Genomic DNA, 14,058 nt, shown 5'->3' with positions numbered 1-14,058 from the left:
ATGAAAACCAACCTCACCCGCCGCGCCGCAGTCGCCGCTGTCACGGGTTCTGCGCTGCTGGCCCTCACTGGCATCGCCGCCCAGGCCCAGACCGCGCCAGTGCGCATCGCCTACCAGACCGGCATCGACCCGTCCAAGGTGCCGCAGGCCGATGGCGTCTACGAGAAGGCCACCGGCAGCAAGATCGAGTGGCGCAAGTTCGACACCGGCGCCGACGTCATCACTGCCATCGCCTCGGGCGATATCCAGATCGGCAACGTCGGCTCCAGCCCGCTGGCGGCGGCGGCCAGTCGGGAACTGCCGATCGAGACCATCTTCATCGGCGGCGAGATCCAGGCCGCCGAGGCGCTGGTGGTGCGCAACGGCTCGGGCGTCAACGCCCCCAAGGATCTGGCGGGCAAGAAGGTGGCGGTGCCGTTTGTCTCGACCACGCACTACAGCCTGCTGGCGGCACTGAAGCACTGGGGCGTGGATGCCAGGAAGGTCACCATCCTGAACCTGCGCCCGCCCGAGATTGCCGCCTGGCAGCGTGGCGACATCGACGCCGCCTACGTCTGGGACCCGGCGCTGGGCAAGATCAAGGCCAGTGGCCGGGTGCTGACCCATTCGGGCGAGGTGGCGAAGTGGGGCTCGCCCACCTACGACACCTGGATCGTGCGCAAGGATTTTGCCGAGAAGAACCCCGACTTCGTGGCCCAGTTCGTCAAGGTCACCGGCGAGGCCAACGAGGCCTACCGCCGCGATCCCAAGGCCTATGTGGCCAACGCCGCCAACCTCGAAAAGATCGCCCGCCTGACCGGCGCCAAGGTCGAAGAGATCGCCGAGCAGCTGGCCGGCAGCAAGTTCCCGACGCTGGCCGAGCAGGCTTCGCCCGCGCTGCTGGGCGGCGGCACCGCCAAGGCCGTGGCCCGGACGGCGGCCTTCCTGAAAGAGCAGGGCAAGGTCGAGCAGGTGCTGCCCGACTACGCCGCCTACGTCAACGCGCGCTACGTGCAGGCTGCCGCCCGGGGCACCCAGCTCGCGGCCAAGCCCTGACCGACCGGAACCGGACGCCACCATGCTTGAACTGCACGACATCGGGGTGCGCTACGCGAGCGGGCGCGGCAGCAGCGCGCGCAGCACCGAGGCGCTGGCCCACGTCAACCTGAGCCTGCCGGCCGGGCGGCTGCTGGTCATCCTCGGCCCCTCGGGCTGCGGGAAATCAACGCTGCTCAACGTGGTGGCGGGCTTCGTGGCGCCGACCTCGGGCACGGTGCGTCTTGATGGCCGCGAGATCCACGGCCCCGGCGCTGACCGGGGCGTGGTGTTCCAGGACGACGCGCTGCTGCCGTGGCTTGATGTGCTGGGCAATGCCGCGTTTCCGCTCGTGCTGCGCGGCCTGCCGCGCGCCGAGCGCGAGGCCATCGCGCGCCGCTCGCTGGCACTGGTGGGGCTGCAGGATTTCGAGTCGCATTCGATCTGGGAACTCTCGGGTGGCATGCGCCAGCGTGTCGGCATCGCCCGGGCGCTGTCGGCCGACCCGGCCGTGCTGCTGATGGACGAGCCCTTTGGCGCGCTGGACGCGCTGACGCGCGAGCGCATGCAGGAGCTGCTGCTCAAGGTCTGGCAGGCCAGCGGCAAGACGGTGGTGCTGGTCACGCACGGGGTCGAGGAAGCGGTGTTCTTGGCCACCGACCTGATCGTGATGGCGCGCTCGCCCGCCGGCATCGCCCGGCACCTGCAGCTCGACTTCGGCCGCCGCCATGCGCAGGGCGAATCGGCGCGCAGTCTCAAGTCCGAGCCGGGCTTCATCGCCACCCGCGAGCAGGTCCTGCGACTGGTGCAGGCCCAGGACAACACGATCAATAGCCCGCTGGAGGTCTGACCCATGAGTGCCGTACTGCCCCTCAAGCCGCTTTCAGCCCAAGTCGAAACCGCTCGGCCTGACGGGGTGGCGCCCCAGACGCGCCGTCTACTGCCGCCCTGGCTGTGGAGCCTGGCCAGCGTCGCGCTGGTGCTGGGCGTGTGGGGGCTGGTCACGGCGCAGGGCTGGATCGCGCCGCTGTTTCTGCCTTCGCCCTGGGCGGTGGCGCGCCGGCTGGGCCAGCTCGCGAGCGTCGGTTATGTCGACGCCACCCTCTGGCAGCACCTGGGCGCGAGCCTGGGCCGTGTCGGCCTGGCCTTCGCGGCGGTGCTGGCCACGGCCATTCCGCTCGGTCTGTGGATGGGCCTGAACCCGAAGGTGCGCAGCGCGCTTGATCCGCTGATCGAGTTCTACCGCCCGGTGCCGCCGCTGGCCTACCTGCCGCTGATCGTGATCTGGTTCGGCATTGACGAGTTCGCCAAGGTGCTGCTGATCTACCTGGCGATCTTCGCGCCGGTCGTGATCGCCACCGCCACCGGCGTCGGCCATGCCGACGAGACACGCCTGCGCGCGGCGCAATCGTTCGGCGCCACGCGCTGGCAACTGGTGCGGCACGTGGTGCTGCCCAGCGCGCTGCCGGACATCCTGACCGGCCTGCGCGTCGGGCTGGGCGTGGGCTGGTCAACGCTGGTGGCGGCCGAGCTGGTTGCCGCCACGCGCGGCGTCGGCTTCATGGTGCAGTCGGCGGCGCAGTTCCTCAACACCGACATCGTGCTGGCCGGCATCAGCGTGATCGCGCTGGTCGCCTTTGCGATGGAACTGGGCCTGCGCCTGCTGCAGCGCCGCCTCGTGCCTTGGCAGGGCAAGGCCTGAACCTGAAACGGAAATCATTCCATGAGCCACATCGACACCACTCAGCTTCAGCTCCACATCGAGCCCCTCGGCCCCGCCATCGGCGCGCGCGTGCACGACATCGACCTGACGCGGCCCCTCAGCGACGACCAGCGCGACGCGCTGCACGCCGCGCTGCTGCAGCACCACGTGCTGTTCTTCGAGAACCAGCCGGTCACGCCGGTGCAGCAGCGCGACCTGGCGCGGCGCTTCGGCGAACTGCACATCCACCCGGTGTTTCCGCAGCACCCGGATGCGGCCGAGATCATCGTGCTCGACACGCACCAGAACAACCTGCCCGACAACGACAACTGGCACACCGACGTCACCTTCATCCAGACGCCACCGCTGGGTGCGATTTTGTCGGCGCGCGAGTTGCCGCCCAGCGGCGGCGACACGCTGTGGGCCAGTGGCATCGCGGCCTACGAGGCGCTGAGCGAGCCCTTCCGCCAGCTGCTCGACCCGCTGACGGCCGAGCACGACTTCGTCAAATCCTTCCCCGCCTGGCGCTATGCGCGCACGCCGGAAGAACAGCAGCAGTGGGATCTGGCGCGTACCAACAACCCGCCACTGGTGCACCCGGTCATCCGCACGCACCCGGTCAGCGGCCGGCGCGGCCTGTTCGTCAACGAGGGTTTCACGACCCGCATCGTCGAACTCGGCCTCGGCGAGAGCGAGGCCGTGCTGCGCCACCTGTTCACCCACATCGCCAAGCCCGAGTTCACCGTGCGCTGGCGCTGGAAGCGCCACGACCTGGCCTTCTGGGACAACCGCCTGACCCAGCACTACGCCACCGCCGACTACCTGCCGCACCGCCGGGTGATGCACCGCGCCACCATCCTGGGTGACCGGCCGTATCACGCGCGCTGAAATATCAGCGCGCTACGTTGCAGCCGGGGACGACGACCGGGATCGGCCCGGTGTCGCCAAAACGGATGAACGGGCTGTCCCGGCGCTGTGCACGGCGGTGGGCGCTTTCAAGCGTCATTCAAGCGTCCAAACTGCCTGGCTGGCCTGCGCCCCCGCTGCACGGGCCCGGACCTGCGCCGCCGCTTGGCCGTTGTGGGGCGAGACCACCAAGTCGGCGTCGCCGTGGATCACCAGCAGCGGTGGCCCGTGGGCCGCCCTCGTGCTCGGCGTGACCGCCAGCGGCACGGGTGAACGGTGGCCCTGCATGGCGCCCAGCGCTGACAAGGTGGAGTGCGCGGTGCCAGGCGCAATACCCGGATGTATCACCACCGCCTTGAAACGCTCCGGGTGTCGAACCAGTTCCAGCAGCCCTGCGCGGTCGCGAGTCGGTCCTGCTCCGGGTTGAGCACCAGAAAGCGCTTGCGCAGCCCAAGCCGCTACCTGTTCGTTGGCGCACGGCTGCGTGCTGTCCCCCAGTCCTGCCAGGCCTTGTAATGGGACCGAACCGCTGAGGCAAGCGCTTCCGGCGGCGGGGCCATCAACGCCAGCCGCTCGGTGGAAGCGGCCTCCGGCTGATCCCGGCGGGCCAGCAGCCAGGCCCCGCGCGCGGTGCCCTCCAGCGCATCGACCGAGCGCCACAGCGGCCGATCCGCCCCCAGCAGCGCCGACAGCGCCGCGCCGTAGGCCGGGTTGTGGGCCAGCGGGCCTTCCAGAATCACCGGGCCCTGGCTGCTGATGGCTTGCACCAGCTGCTGGCTCATCTGGGCGCAGTACAGCGAGGCCAGGGCAGGGCGCAGGGCTGCAGGAACCTCGTCGGCCGGGCGGCCGGCGTGAAGCAGTCGGCCGGTCTGGCCCTGGAACGGCCCGCCCGCTTCTGCAAAGCCGGGCAGCGCCTGCCAGTCCTGGGCGATCACGTCGGCCAGGGCTGCCGGGGTCGCCAAGTCGGGCGATGCCCCCGCGCAGAGCACCTCGAACTCGCGCCCGCCCATGAACCGTGCGGTGGGCACCGGCGCACCGGCCACCGAGACGTTGATCAGCTCGTCGCGCTCGGGCTTGAGGTCGCGCGCCTGCCCGCCGGTGGCCATCGCGATGGTCCAGGTGCCGGTGGTGAGCAGGGTGGCCGCGTCGTGGTGCAGGTAGCGCGCCAGGCAGGCGTTGCTGTCGTGCACGCCGCACATGACCTCGCAGTCGGGCGGCAGGGCGAGTTGCTGTGCACGGTCCGGCCGGAGCGGGCCGAGCACGTCCCACGCGCGGCGCAGCGGTGCAAAACGCTCGGCGATGCTGGCGCGCCGGGCCCAATCGGAAAACGTGCCGTTCGCGGGCGACCAGAGTTGCGTGTGGCAGCCCAGCGACGAGACCTCGCTGGCGGCCACGCCCGTCAGCCACCAGGCCCAGTACTGCGGGTAGGGCAGCCAGTGGCGGACGCGCGCCCAGGCTTGCGGCTGGGTGCGCTGCAGCCAGAACAGCTGCAGCCCGGCGTTCAGGCCCAGTGGCAGCAGCGGCGCGCCGGTGTGCTCGAACGGGTCGATGGCCTGCTCGAAAGCCGCACGGTGTTCGCCATAGCCATCCCATTCGTAATCGACCGGCGGCAGCACCAGCTCTTGCCCATCGACCGCGCAGAACGCCGCGCCATGGGTGCTGATGCTGATGCGGCCGATGCGCTCCCGCCCGGGCAGGTGCGGAATGCTCGTCAGCAGCCAGTCCTGCAACGCTGCCACGCCCAGTGCGCGGTAGCCGAGGCCGCTGTCGACCGAGGCATTGGCGTGGCTGACGCGCGCCAGCACGGCGCCGTCGTCGGCAATCAGCAGCAGCTTGGCGTTGCTCTTGCCGATGTCGAGCACCAGCGTGCAGGCATTCTTGTCTTGCATCGCCGCGCTCAATCGAGGTGGAACACGCAGGGCAGCGGCTCGGCCACCGGCGAGCCGTCGGGGTTGCAGCGCATGATGTCCTTCATGTGCTGCCACCAGCGCTGCATCACGGGGTGTTGCGGCAGCGTCGCCATCGTGTGGCCGGCCTCGCGGCGCAGCACCGCGAACAGCACGCCGCGCGGCTCGTCGAGAAAGATGCTGTAGTCGGCGACGCCGCTGTCTTTCAGCAAGTCCACCAATTCAGGCCAGATGCGGTCGTGGCGAAGTTTGTACTCGGCCTCGCAGCCGGGGTTGAGAAACATGCGGAAGGCGATCTTTTCGGTCATGGTCATGCGTCTCCTGTCCTCACGCGGGCTTGAGCGCCGCCGCACTGGGCCGGCGCAGCAGCTTGAGCCAGCGCGGCAACACCATCGAGACGATCAGCAGCGCGCCGACGATCATCGACATCACGATGCCCGAGATGTTCAACATGCCGAGCGCGAACGTGAAGCTGCCCAGCAGCACCGCCGCCAGCACCACGCCGACGATGCTGCCGCGCCCGCCTTCGATGGCCACGCCGCCCAGGATCACGATCGTCACCGCATCGAGCTCCCAGCCCATCGCCAGGTTCGGCCGCGTGCTGCCGATGCGCCCGGTCAGCAGGATGGCCGCCAGCGCCGCCATCACGCCGGCAAAGATGAACAGCCCGAGCCGATAGCGATCCACCGCGATGCCCGAGAAACGCGAGGCGATCGGGTTGGCGCCGATCGCATAAATGCGCCGGCCATGGATCGTGCGGTGCAGCAGCAGGCCCACGGCCAGCGCCATCACCAACAGCACCGCGAACTCGATCGGCACGATCAGCCACGGCTGGCCGATCAGATCGCCCACGCTGCCGTTGCCCCAGTTGCTGAGCGTCTCGGGATAACCTGTGATCGCCTGGTCGCCCAGCATCACCTGAGCCAGGCCGCGATAGAGCGACAGCGTGCCGATCGTGACCACGATCGAGGGCAGCTTCCAGCGCGTCACCAGCCAGCCGTTGAAGGCGCCGCACAGCGCACCGACCGCGATCGCGACGAGCAGCATCACCGGCAGGCTGGCGCCGGCCTTCATCGCAAAACCCATCGCCAGCGAGGCCAGTGCCATGGTGGCGGCGATCGACAGGTCGATCTCGCCGGAGACCACCAGCAGTGCCATGGCGAGCGCGATCAGCGCCTTCTCGGAGAAGTTGTAGGTGCTGTCGGCCAGCGCATAAGGCGAGAAGAAGCCCTCGATGCCGATGCCGAAGCAGAAGTAGACCGCCACGATCAGCGCGATCAGCACGCGCTCCCAGGTGTCGAGCGCTTTCATGCAGCGGCTCCTTGTGTTGCAGTGTGGGATGGAGCGGGCGACTGCGGCCGCTCGAGGATCTGCCGGCCCTGGCCGCGATCGGCGCGGGCGTTGAGCACCACCGAGATCAGGATCACCGCACCGGCGATGGCCTGCTGCCAAAACGGCGAGACCTGGATCACCGGCAGCGCGCCGTTGATCACGCCGATGAACAGTACGCCCAGCACCGCGCCGCCGATCGAGCCCACGCCGCCGCCGATGCTGACACCGCCGATCACGCAGGCGGCGACCACGGTGAGTTCATAGCCCGAAGCCAGCTCGCTGAAGGCGATCGAATAACGCCCGACCCACAGCAGCCCGGCCAGGCCGGCCAGCAGGCCCGACAAGGTGTAGGCCATCACCAGCCGGCTGAGCACCGGAATGCCCGCATAGACCGCCGCCGACGGGCTGCCGCCAAAGGCGTAGAGCTCGCGCCCCTCGCGCCGCCAGCGCAGCAGGTACAGCGCCAGCGCCACCACCACCGCAGCGATCCAGATCAGCATCGGCAGGCCGAACAGCGTCTCGCGCGGCAGGCCCTTGATGAGCGGGTGGATGTCCTGGTCCGACACCCAGGCGCCGCCGCTGGAGACGAACACCGCGCCGCGGTAGGCCGCCATCGTGCCGAGCGTGACGACGATCGCCGGCAGGTTGAAACGCATGATCAGCCAGCCGTTGACGAAGCCGAGCCCGGCGCCGATGCCGCACGCCATCGCGATCAGCAGCGGCAGCGGAATGTCGGCCCAAGTGCGCCCGGCCAGCGCGCACAACATGCCGGTGAGTGCCAGGTTGGACGCCACCGAGAGGTCGATGCCGCGCGTCAGCAGCACCAGCATCTGGCCCATCACCAGGATGGCGAGGATGGCCGAATCGTTGCCGATGTCGAGCGCGTTGCGCCAGGTCAGGAACACCGGCGCACGGGCGCCGACCGCCAGCACGATCACCGAGATGATCGCCAGCAGCAACCACTCGCGGCGCACGCCGGCGAGGTGGGAAAACAGCGTGGGCTTCATGCGGCCAGCTCCGGGTTCAAGGTCAGGGGTCGCAGGTCATCGGGCGCATTCAAGGACGTAGGCACCGCCGACCGGGGTGGCAGCTCCAGCCCGGACGCCGCGGCCACCACGGTCTCCGCATCGGCCTGCCCCATCGCGAACTCGCTGGCCATGCGGCCGCGCCGCATCACGATCACGCGGTGCGCCAGGTGCATCACCTCGGGCAGCTCCGACGACACCAGGATCACCGCCAGCCCCTGTTCCACCATCTCGGCGATCAGGTGGTAGACGGCCTGCTTGGCGCCGACGTCGATGCCCTTGGTGGGCTCGTCGAGGATGACGATGCGCGGGTTCAGCCCCAGCCACTTGGCGATCACCACCTTCTGCTGGTTGCCACCCGACAGGCCCGACAAGGGCGTGTCCTGGCTGGCGGTCTTGATGCGCAGGCGCTCGATCATCTTCGCGGCCAGCGCGCTCTCGCGCAGCGGCGACAGCCACGGCCCGCGCGACAAGGCCGAGGCGCTGTCCTTGGCGGAAGTGGCCAGCCCGGCCAGGCTGATGTTGTGGCGCACCGAAAAACCCAGGATGCCGCCCTGGCGCTGGCGCTCCTCGGGCACATAGGCCAGGCCGGCGGCGATGGCGTCGCCCGGGCGGCGGATCTCGATGCGCTGGCCGTCCACCAACACCTCGCCCGTCGCGGCCGGGTTGAGCCCCATCAGCGCGAGCATCGCCTCGCTGCGGCCCGCGCCCACCAGGCCGTAGAAGCCCAGGATCTCGCCACGCCGCAACTCGAAGCTGAGGTCGGCAAACTCGCTCGGGTGGCTCAGGCCCTGGACCTTCAGCACCACCTCGCCGGGCTGGCTGGTGATGGCGGGATAGATGTGTTCGATGGCCCGGCCGGCCATCAGCTTGACCAGCATCGGCTCGTCGGCATCGGCAATCGCGCCCTCGCCCACCGAGGCGCCGTCGCGCAGCACCACGTAGCGGTCGCAGACGGCAAAGATCTCGTCGAACTTGTGGGTGATGAAGAGCACCGCCACGCCCTGCGCCTTGAGGCCGCGCACCAGGCCGTAGAAATCGCGGATCTCGGCCTGCGACAAGGCCGCGGTGGGCTCGTCGAGGATCACGACACGGGCCTTTTGCGACAGCGCCCGCGCGATCTCGATCAGGTGGCGCTGCGCCAGGCTCAGGTGCTTGACCGTCGTGGTCGAGGCAAACCCGGCACCGACCTGGTCGAGCACGGCCTGCGCCTCGCGGTTCATGCGCGCCCAGTCGATCACCTGGAACGGACCGACGTGGCGCATCGGCTGGCGGCCGATGAAGATGTTCTCGGCGGCGCTCAGTTCCTCGAACATCACCGTTTCCTGATGCACCGCGACGATGCCGGCCGCCTGCGCATCCTGCGCACGCACGAAACGCTGCGGCTTGCCTTCGATGCGGATCTCGCCTTCGTCAGACTGGTAGACGCCGGTCAGCGTCTTCACCAAGGTCGACTTGCCGGCGCCGTTTTCGCCGATCAGCGCCAGCACCTGGCCCGGTACCAGATCCAGATCCACGCCCTTCAAGGCGTGGGTCGGACCGAACCGTTTGTGGATGCCGCGCAGCGTGAGCCACGCGGGGGATGAATCAACTCTCATGACGACGCGGCACCCGGGTCCAGCTTAGAAGATTTTCGCGAACTGCTCGACGTTGCCGGCGTCGTAGGTGAACGGCTCGGCCATCGCGCCTTCGAGGTTGGCGTCCAGCGTGGTGCTGCCGACGCGGCCCAGCGAGATCTTCTCGCCCGCCGTGCCCTTGGCCTTGCCCTTCATGAAGGCATGCGCGGCGTGGATCGACGAGTAACCGAGGTCGATCGGGTTCCAGATCGCGAACGACTTGACCGCGCCGCTCTTGACGTGGCCGGCCATCTCGGAGGGCAGGCCCAGGCCGGTGACGAAGATCTGGCCGACCTTCTTCTCGTCCTGCACCGCCTTGGCGGCGGCGGCGATGCCCACCGTGGTCGGTGCCACGATGGCCTTCAGGTTCGGGTAGCTCTTGAACAGGCCTTGGGCTTCGCGGTAGCTCTTGTCGGTCTGGTCGTCACCGTAGACCACGTTGACCAGCTTCAGGCCGCTGTAACCGGGCTGGGCGAGCACCTTCTTCATCTCGCCGATCCAGATGTTCTGGTTGGTGGCCTGCGCGGTGGCCGACAGCACGGCGATCTCGCCGGTCTTGCCCACCACCTGCTCGCTCATCTTGACCAGCTTCTCGCCGATCAGCGCGCTATTGGACGGGTTCAGCTGCATCAGCCGGCCTTCCTTCTTGACGCCCGAGTCGAAGGAGATGACCTTGATGCCACGCGCCATCGCCTTCTTGAGCGAGGGCACCAGCGCGTCCGGGTCGTTGGCCGAGATCACGATCGCCTTGACGTTCTGCGCGATCAGCGAATTGATGATCTCGATCTGGCCTTCGGCGGTGGCCTTGGCCGGGCCGGTGTAGATGATCTCGACGTCCTTCAGCTCCTTGGCGGCTTCGAGCGCGCCCTGGTGGGCGGCGTCGAAGAAGCCGTTGCCCAGGCTCTTGACGACGAGCGCCACCTTGTCGGCAGCCAGCGCCGGCGCGGTCATGCAGACCGACAGGGCTGCGGCGGCAATGAGTTTGAAACGTGGGGTCATGCTTGTCTCCTCTTTGGGGATGAAATGCCGCAAACCGCGGCTGGGTGTGAAAACGCGAAAAATCAGGCGTACCGGGCGAGGGTCAGACAATGCCGCCCGAGCCACCCGCCACCGCCGGCCGGTCTGCTGCCACGCGCAGGCGGTAGCCGCTGGCGCGGTAGGCGCCGACCGGGTCGATGGCGCCGCCCGCATCCAGCCGCACGCGCTGCAGCAGTGGCGTCACATCGGTCTGGAAGGCGGCCTTGAGCAGGTGGGTGGCCACCATGGCGTCGCTGGACTCCTGCGCCGCGTCGAGCGCGGCGCGGTCCACCAGCAGCGCCTGGGCGTAGCTGCGCTGCACTTGCGCGGCGCTGGTCATCAGGCTCTCGATCGGATCGGTGACGTTGTGGCTCTGGTCGAGCATATAGGCCGGGTCGAACCCCTCGACCTGCTCATGCGCTGCCGCCACCAGCTCGTTGAAGACCAGGAACAGGCGGTAGGGCGAGACGCTGCCGGCGTCCAGGTCGTCATCGCCGTACTTGCTGTCGTTGAAGTGGAAGCCGGCCAGCTTTTTGGCGGCAATCAGGCGGGCCACGATCAGCTCGATGTTGACGTTGGGCGCATGGTGGCCCAGGTCGACCAGGCATTGCGCCTTCGGGCCCAGCACCTGGGCGGCCAGGAAGCTCGAACCCCAGTCCTGGATCACGGTGGCGTAGAAGGCCGGCTCGCAGATCTTGTGCTCCAGCATCATGCGCCAGTCGCCCGGCAGCGCGGCGTAGATCTGCTGCGCGCTGTCCAGATAGCGGTCGAAGGCGCGGCGAAAATGCTGCTGGCCGGGGAAGTTGCTGCCGTCGCCGACCCACACCGTCAGCGCCTTGCTGCCGAGCTTCTGGCCGATCTCGATGCACTCCAGGTTGTGCGCCACCGCCTGGGCGCGGGTGGCCGCGTCGCTGTGCGTCAGGCTGCCGAACTTGTAGCTGTGCGCCTGGCCTTTCTGGTCGGAGAAGGTGTTGGAGTTCATCGCGTCGAACGCCAGGCCGTAGCTGGCGGCGGTCTGGCGCAGCTCCGCCCAGTCGCTGCACTTGTCCCACGGAATGTGCAGCGAGACGGTCGGCGTGGCGCAGGCCAGTTGCTGGATCACGCCGCAGTCCTGCAGCTTGTCGAACACGTGGCGCGGCTCACCCAGGCCAGGGAAGCGGGCAAAGCGCGTGCCGCCGGTGCCCACGCCCCAGCTCGGAATGGCGACGCCGTAGCCGGCGACCTGCTTGCGCACGGCCTCGATGTCGATGCCACGGCGGGCAAGTTGCTCGCCCAGGTGTTCATAGTCGTTGTGCAGGTGGCGCAGCAGTTTGTCGTTGTGTGCAGCGATGACGCTCGTGTCGATCAGGGTCATGGTGTTTCCTTGGTGCGGCCGCAGGCTCAGCGGGTGAACGCGGCCAGATTGCCAGCGTCGACGTTGAGGATGTTGCCGGTGCTCTTGGCGCTGAGGTGCTCGGCGGCGAAGAAGTAGGTGGCCTCGGCGATGTCTTCCGGGAAGACGCTGCGCTTGAGCATCGAGCGGTCACGGTAGAAGGCTTCGAGGTCGCCCTCGTCGATCTTGTTGGCGGCGGCGCGTTCCGAGCTCCACTGGCCGGTCCAGATCTTGGAGCCACGGATCACCGCGTCGGGGTTGACCACGTTGCTGCGGATGCCCAGCGGCGCGCCTTCGAGCGCGAAGCTGCGGCTCAACTGGATCTCGGCCGCCTTGGCGGCGCAGTAGGCCGTCGCCTGGTTGCTCGCCACCATGCCGTTCTTGCTGGCGATCATGATCATGCTGCCGCCGGTGCCCTGCGCCTTCATCTGCTTGAAGGCTTCGCGGGCCACGAGGAAGTAGCCGGTGGCGAGGATGGCCTGGTTGCGGTTCCAGAGTTCGAGCGTGGTCTCGTCGATCGGCGCGGCCGAGGCGATGCCGGCGTTGCTCACCAGGATGTCGACGCCGCCGAACTCGATCGCGGCGCGGTCGAAGGCAGCGATGACGCTGGCCTCGCTCGTCACGTCGCAGCGCACGCCACGCACGTGGTCGCGGCCGTGGCTCTTGGCGAGGTCGGCGCCGACCGTGTCGAGCGCCTCCTGGTCGATGTCGGCCAGCACCACGCAGGCGCCTTCGGCCAGCATGCGCTTGGCGATCGCCTGGCCGATGCCACCGGCGCCGCCCGTCACCAGCGCCACCTTGCCGACCAGCGGTTTGGCCTTGGGCATGCGTTGCAGCTTGGCTTCTTCGAGCAGCCAGTATTCGATGTCGAAGGCCTCCTGCTCGGGCAAGCCGACGTATTGGTCGACCGCATTGGCCTCGCGCATCACGTTGATCGCGTTGACGTAGAACTCGCCGGCGATGCGGGCGGTGGCCTTGTCCTTGGCGATCGTCACTATGCCGATGCGCGGCAGCAGGATCACCACCGGATTCGGGTCGCGCAGCGCCGGGCTGTTGGCACGCTTGCAGCGCTCGTAGTAGGCGCTGTAGTCGGCGCGATAGCCGGCCAGCAGGTCCTGCAGTGCGGCCTTGAGCGGCGCGCCGGTCAGGCGGTAGACCGCCTCGGGCACGATCAGCGGGCGGATCTTGGTGCGCAGGAAGTGGTCGGGGCACGAGGTGCCGAGCGCGGCCAGCGGCTCCAGGTCGGCCGAGTTGACGAACTCGAGCACTTCTGGCGAGGTGTTGAGGTGCAAGAGCTTGGGCGCGCCTTCGGCCGACAGGCCACGCAGCACCGGCAGCACGCGGGCGAGCGTGGCCTGGCTGTCGTCTGTGGCCAGCGTCTCGAAGCGGGCGCCACCGAAGACTTGAACCTTGCGAGCCGAGCGCTCCTGGGCGAGCCAGCCTTGGGCGCGCTCGATCAGGTCGACGGTGTTCTCGTAGCAGGCCTTGGCGGTGTCGCCCCAGCTGAACAGGCCGTGGCCGCCTAGCACGATGCCGCGCAGGCCGGGATGGGCGGCGTTGCAGGCGGCGAGCTGCTGGCCCAGTTCGTAGCCCGGGCGCAGCCAGGGCATCCAGCCGACGGTGCCTTCGAACACCTGTTTCGTGATGGCCTCCGAATGCGCCATCGCCGCAATCGCGATCACCGCGTCGGGGTGCATGTGGTCGACGTGCGCATACGGCAGCGACGAGTGCAGCGGCGTGTCGATCGAGGCAGCACGGCCGTTGAGGTTGAAGGTGCAGTGCGGCAGGTAGCCGACCATCTCGTCTTCGTTCTCGAGCCCGCGGTACAGGCTCTTGAGGGCGCGCAGCTTGTCCATGTAGAGGGTCGAGAAACCGTCAAGCTTCATCGAGCCGACGTCGCCGCCCGAGCCCTTGACCCACAGCACCTCGACCTGCTCGCCGATCAGCGGGTCGCGCTGCCAGATCTTGGCCGAGGTGTTGCCGCCGCCGTAGTTGGTGATGCGCAGGTCCGAGCCGAGCAGGTTGCTGCGGTAGAGCAGCAGGCCGGGTTCGTCGAGCGTGGCGGCGCGGGCATCGTCCCAGCGTGGGAAGGGTTTGAACGTGGACACGGAGGTGGGGTTGGGGGTGTTCATGGGATGCAAGCGTAAGCACCTGAGGCTTCAGGAGC

At 68.6% G+C, this 14,058-nt stretch carries 13 protein-coding genes; 4 read left to right on the top strand and 9 right to left on the bottom strand.

Annotation, left to right across the window (positions count from 1 at the left end):
* The 4 genes from tauA to tauD are packed head-to-tail and all read left to right on the top strand — an operon-like array spanning window position 1 to window position 3,604.
* On the top strand, window positions 1-1,035 hold the full coding sequence (gene tauA, locus AC5IG3_RS06940) for a taurine ABC transporter substrate-binding protein (protein ID WP_491905548.1): 1,035 nt from the start codon (window positions 1-3) through the stop codon (window positions 1,033-1,035).
* A 22-nt stretch (window positions 1,036-1,057) separates the two neighbouring features.
* On the top strand, window positions 1,058-1,864 hold the full coding sequence (locus AC5IG3_RS06935) for a taurine ABC transporter ATP-binding protein (RefSeq protein ID WP_491905547.1): 807 nt from the start codon (window positions 1,058-1,060) through the stop codon (window positions 1,862-1,864).
* A gap of 3 nt (window positions 1,865-1,867) precedes the next feature.
* On the top strand, window positions 1,868-2,716 hold the full coding sequence (gene tauC, locus AC5IG3_RS06930) for a taurine ABC transporter permease TauC (RefSeq protein ID WP_491905546.1): 849 nt from the start codon (window positions 1,868-1,870) through the stop codon (window positions 2,714-2,716).
* Window positions 2,717-2,737: 21 nt separating this feature from the next.
* The gene (gene tauD, locus AC5IG3_RS06925) at window positions 2,738-3,604 is read left to right on the top strand and encodes a taurine dioxygenase (RefSeq protein WP_491905545.1); all 867 of its coding nucleotides are present in this window, start codon (window positions 2,738-2,740) and stop codon (window positions 3,602-3,604) included.
* Window positions 3,605-3,718: 114 nt separating this feature from the next.
* On the opposite strand, the gene AC5IG3_RS06920 is transcribed toward tauD, so the two are convergent.
* The 9 genes from AC5IG3_RS06920 to AC5IG3_RS06880 form a co-directional block, all read right to left on the bottom strand.
* Window positions 3,719-4,009, bottom strand: coding sequence for a PHB depolymerase family esterase (locus tag AC5IG3_RS06920; RefSeq protein WP_491905663.1), 291 nt, complete (start codon window positions 4,007-4,009; stop codon window positions 3,719-3,721).
* A 71-nt stretch (window positions 4,010-4,080) separates the two neighbouring features.
* Window positions 4,081-5,511 (bottom strand): FGGY-family carbohydrate kinase, encoded by a 1,431-nt coding sequence (locus AC5IG3_RS06915; protein WP_491905544.1) that lies wholly within the window; start codon window positions 5,509-5,511, stop codon window positions 4,081-4,083.
* Between the two features lie 8 nt (window positions 5,512-5,519).
* Window positions 5,520-5,843 carry an L-rhamnose mutarotase gene (rhaM, locus tag AC5IG3_RS06910; protein WP_491905543.1) on the bottom strand — a complete coding sequence of 108 codons (324 nt, stop codon included), beginning with the start codon at window positions 5,841-5,843 and terminating at the stop codon, window positions 5,520-5,522.
* Window positions 5,844-5,856: 13 nt separating this feature from the next.
* Window positions 5,857-6,840: an ABC transporter permease gene (locus AC5IG3_RS06905; protein ID WP_491905542.1), complete on the bottom strand. Its 984-nt coding sequence runs from the start codon at window positions 6,838-6,840 to the stop codon at window positions 5,857-5,859.
* A complete protein-coding gene (locus AC5IG3_RS06900; RefSeq protein ID WP_491905541.1) occupies window positions 6,837-7,868 on the bottom strand; it encodes an ABC transporter permease in 1,032 nt (343 codons plus the stop codon). Before AC5IG3_RS06900 ends, AC5IG3_RS06905 begins: the two co-directional genes overlap by 4 nt.
* Complete coding sequence (locus tag AC5IG3_RS06895; RefSeq protein ID WP_491905540.1) at window positions 7,865-9,484, bottom strand: sugar ABC transporter ATP-binding protein; 1,620 nt, start codon at window positions 9,482-9,484, stop codon at window positions 7,865-7,867. The genes AC5IG3_RS06900 and AC5IG3_RS06895 overlap by 4 nt, the downstream gene beginning before the upstream one ends.
* Before the next feature lie 24 nt (window positions 9,485-9,508).
* A complete protein-coding gene (gene rhaS, locus AC5IG3_RS06890) occupies window positions 9,509-10,501 on the bottom strand; it encodes a rhamnose ABC transporter substrate-binding protein (protein ID WP_491905539.1) in 993 nt (330 codons plus the stop codon).
* Window positions 10,502-10,583: 82 nt separating this feature from the next.
* Window positions 10,584-11,873, bottom strand: a complete 1,290-nt coding sequence (gene rhaI / locus AC5IG3_RS06885) for an L-rhamnose catabolism isomerase (RefSeq protein ID WP_491905538.1) — start codon at window positions 11,871-11,873, stop codon at window positions 10,584-10,586.
* 26 nt (window positions 11,874-11,899) lie between these two features.
* Window positions 11,900-14,023, bottom strand: a complete 2,124-nt coding sequence (locus tag AC5IG3_RS06880; protein WP_491905537.1) for a bifunctional rhamnulose-1-phosphate aldolase/short-chain dehydrogenase — start codon at window positions 14,021-14,023, stop codon at window positions 11,900-11,902.
* Window positions 14,024-14,058: the final 35 nt, after the last annotated feature.

Origin of the sequence: Leptothrix sp. (in: b-proteobacteria) (assembly GCF_965250675.1) — a bacterium.
GTDB lineage: Bacteria > Pseudomonadota > Gammaproteobacteria > Burkholderiales > Burkholderiaceae_C > Sphaerotilus.
The sequence above is the reverse complement of the archived record's forward strand: the minus strand, read 5'-3'. Positions and strand labels throughout refer to the sequence as shown.

Excerpts from the sequence above, each read along its gene's own strand:
- tauA (WP_491905548.1), top strand. The coding sequence starts at position 1 with ATGAAAACCAACCTCACCCGCCGCGCCGCAGTCGCCGCTGTCACGGGT.
- AC5IG3_RS06935 (WP_491905547.1), top strand. The coding sequence starts at position 1,058 with ATGCTTGAACTGCACGACATCGGGGTGCGCTACGCGAGCGGGCGCGGC.
- tauC (WP_491905546.1), top strand. The coding sequence starts at position 1,868 with ATGAGTGCCGTACTGCCCCTCAAGCCGCTTTCAGCCCAAGTCGAAACC.
- tauD (WP_491905545.1), top strand. The coding sequence starts at position 2,738 with ATGAGCCACATCGACACCACTCAGCTTCAGCTCCACATCGAGCCCCTC.
- AC5IG3_RS06915 (WP_491905544.1), bottom strand. The coding sequence starts at position 5,511 with ATGCAAGACAAGAATGCCTGCACGCTGGTGCTCGACATCGGCAAGAGC.
- rhaM (WP_491905543.1), bottom strand. The coding sequence starts at position 5,843 with ATGACCATGACCGAAAAGATCGCCTTCCGCATGTTTCTCAACCCCGGC.
- AC5IG3_RS06905 (WP_491905542.1), bottom strand. The coding sequence starts at position 6,840 with ATGAAAGCGCTCGACACCTGGGAGCGCGTGCTGATCGCGCTGATCGTG.
- AC5IG3_RS06900 (WP_491905541.1), bottom strand. The coding sequence starts at position 7,868 with ATGAAGCCCACGCTGTTTTCCCACCTCGCCGGCGTGCGCCGCGAGTGG.
- AC5IG3_RS06895 (WP_491905540.1), bottom strand. The coding sequence starts at position 9,484 with ATGAGAGTTGATTCATCCCCCGCGTGGCTCACGCTGCGCGGCATCCAC.
- rhaS (WP_491905539.1), bottom strand. The coding sequence starts at position 10,501 with ATGACCCCACGTTTCAAACTCATTGCCGCCGCAGCCCTGTCGGTCTGC.
- rhaI (WP_491905538.1), bottom strand. The coding sequence starts at position 11,873 with ATGACCCTGATCGACACGAGCGTCATCGCTGCACACAACGACAAACTG.
- AC5IG3_RS06880 (WP_491905537.1), bottom strand. The coding sequence starts at position 14,023 with ATGAACACCCCCAACCCCACCTCCGTGTCCACGTTCAAACCCTTCCCA.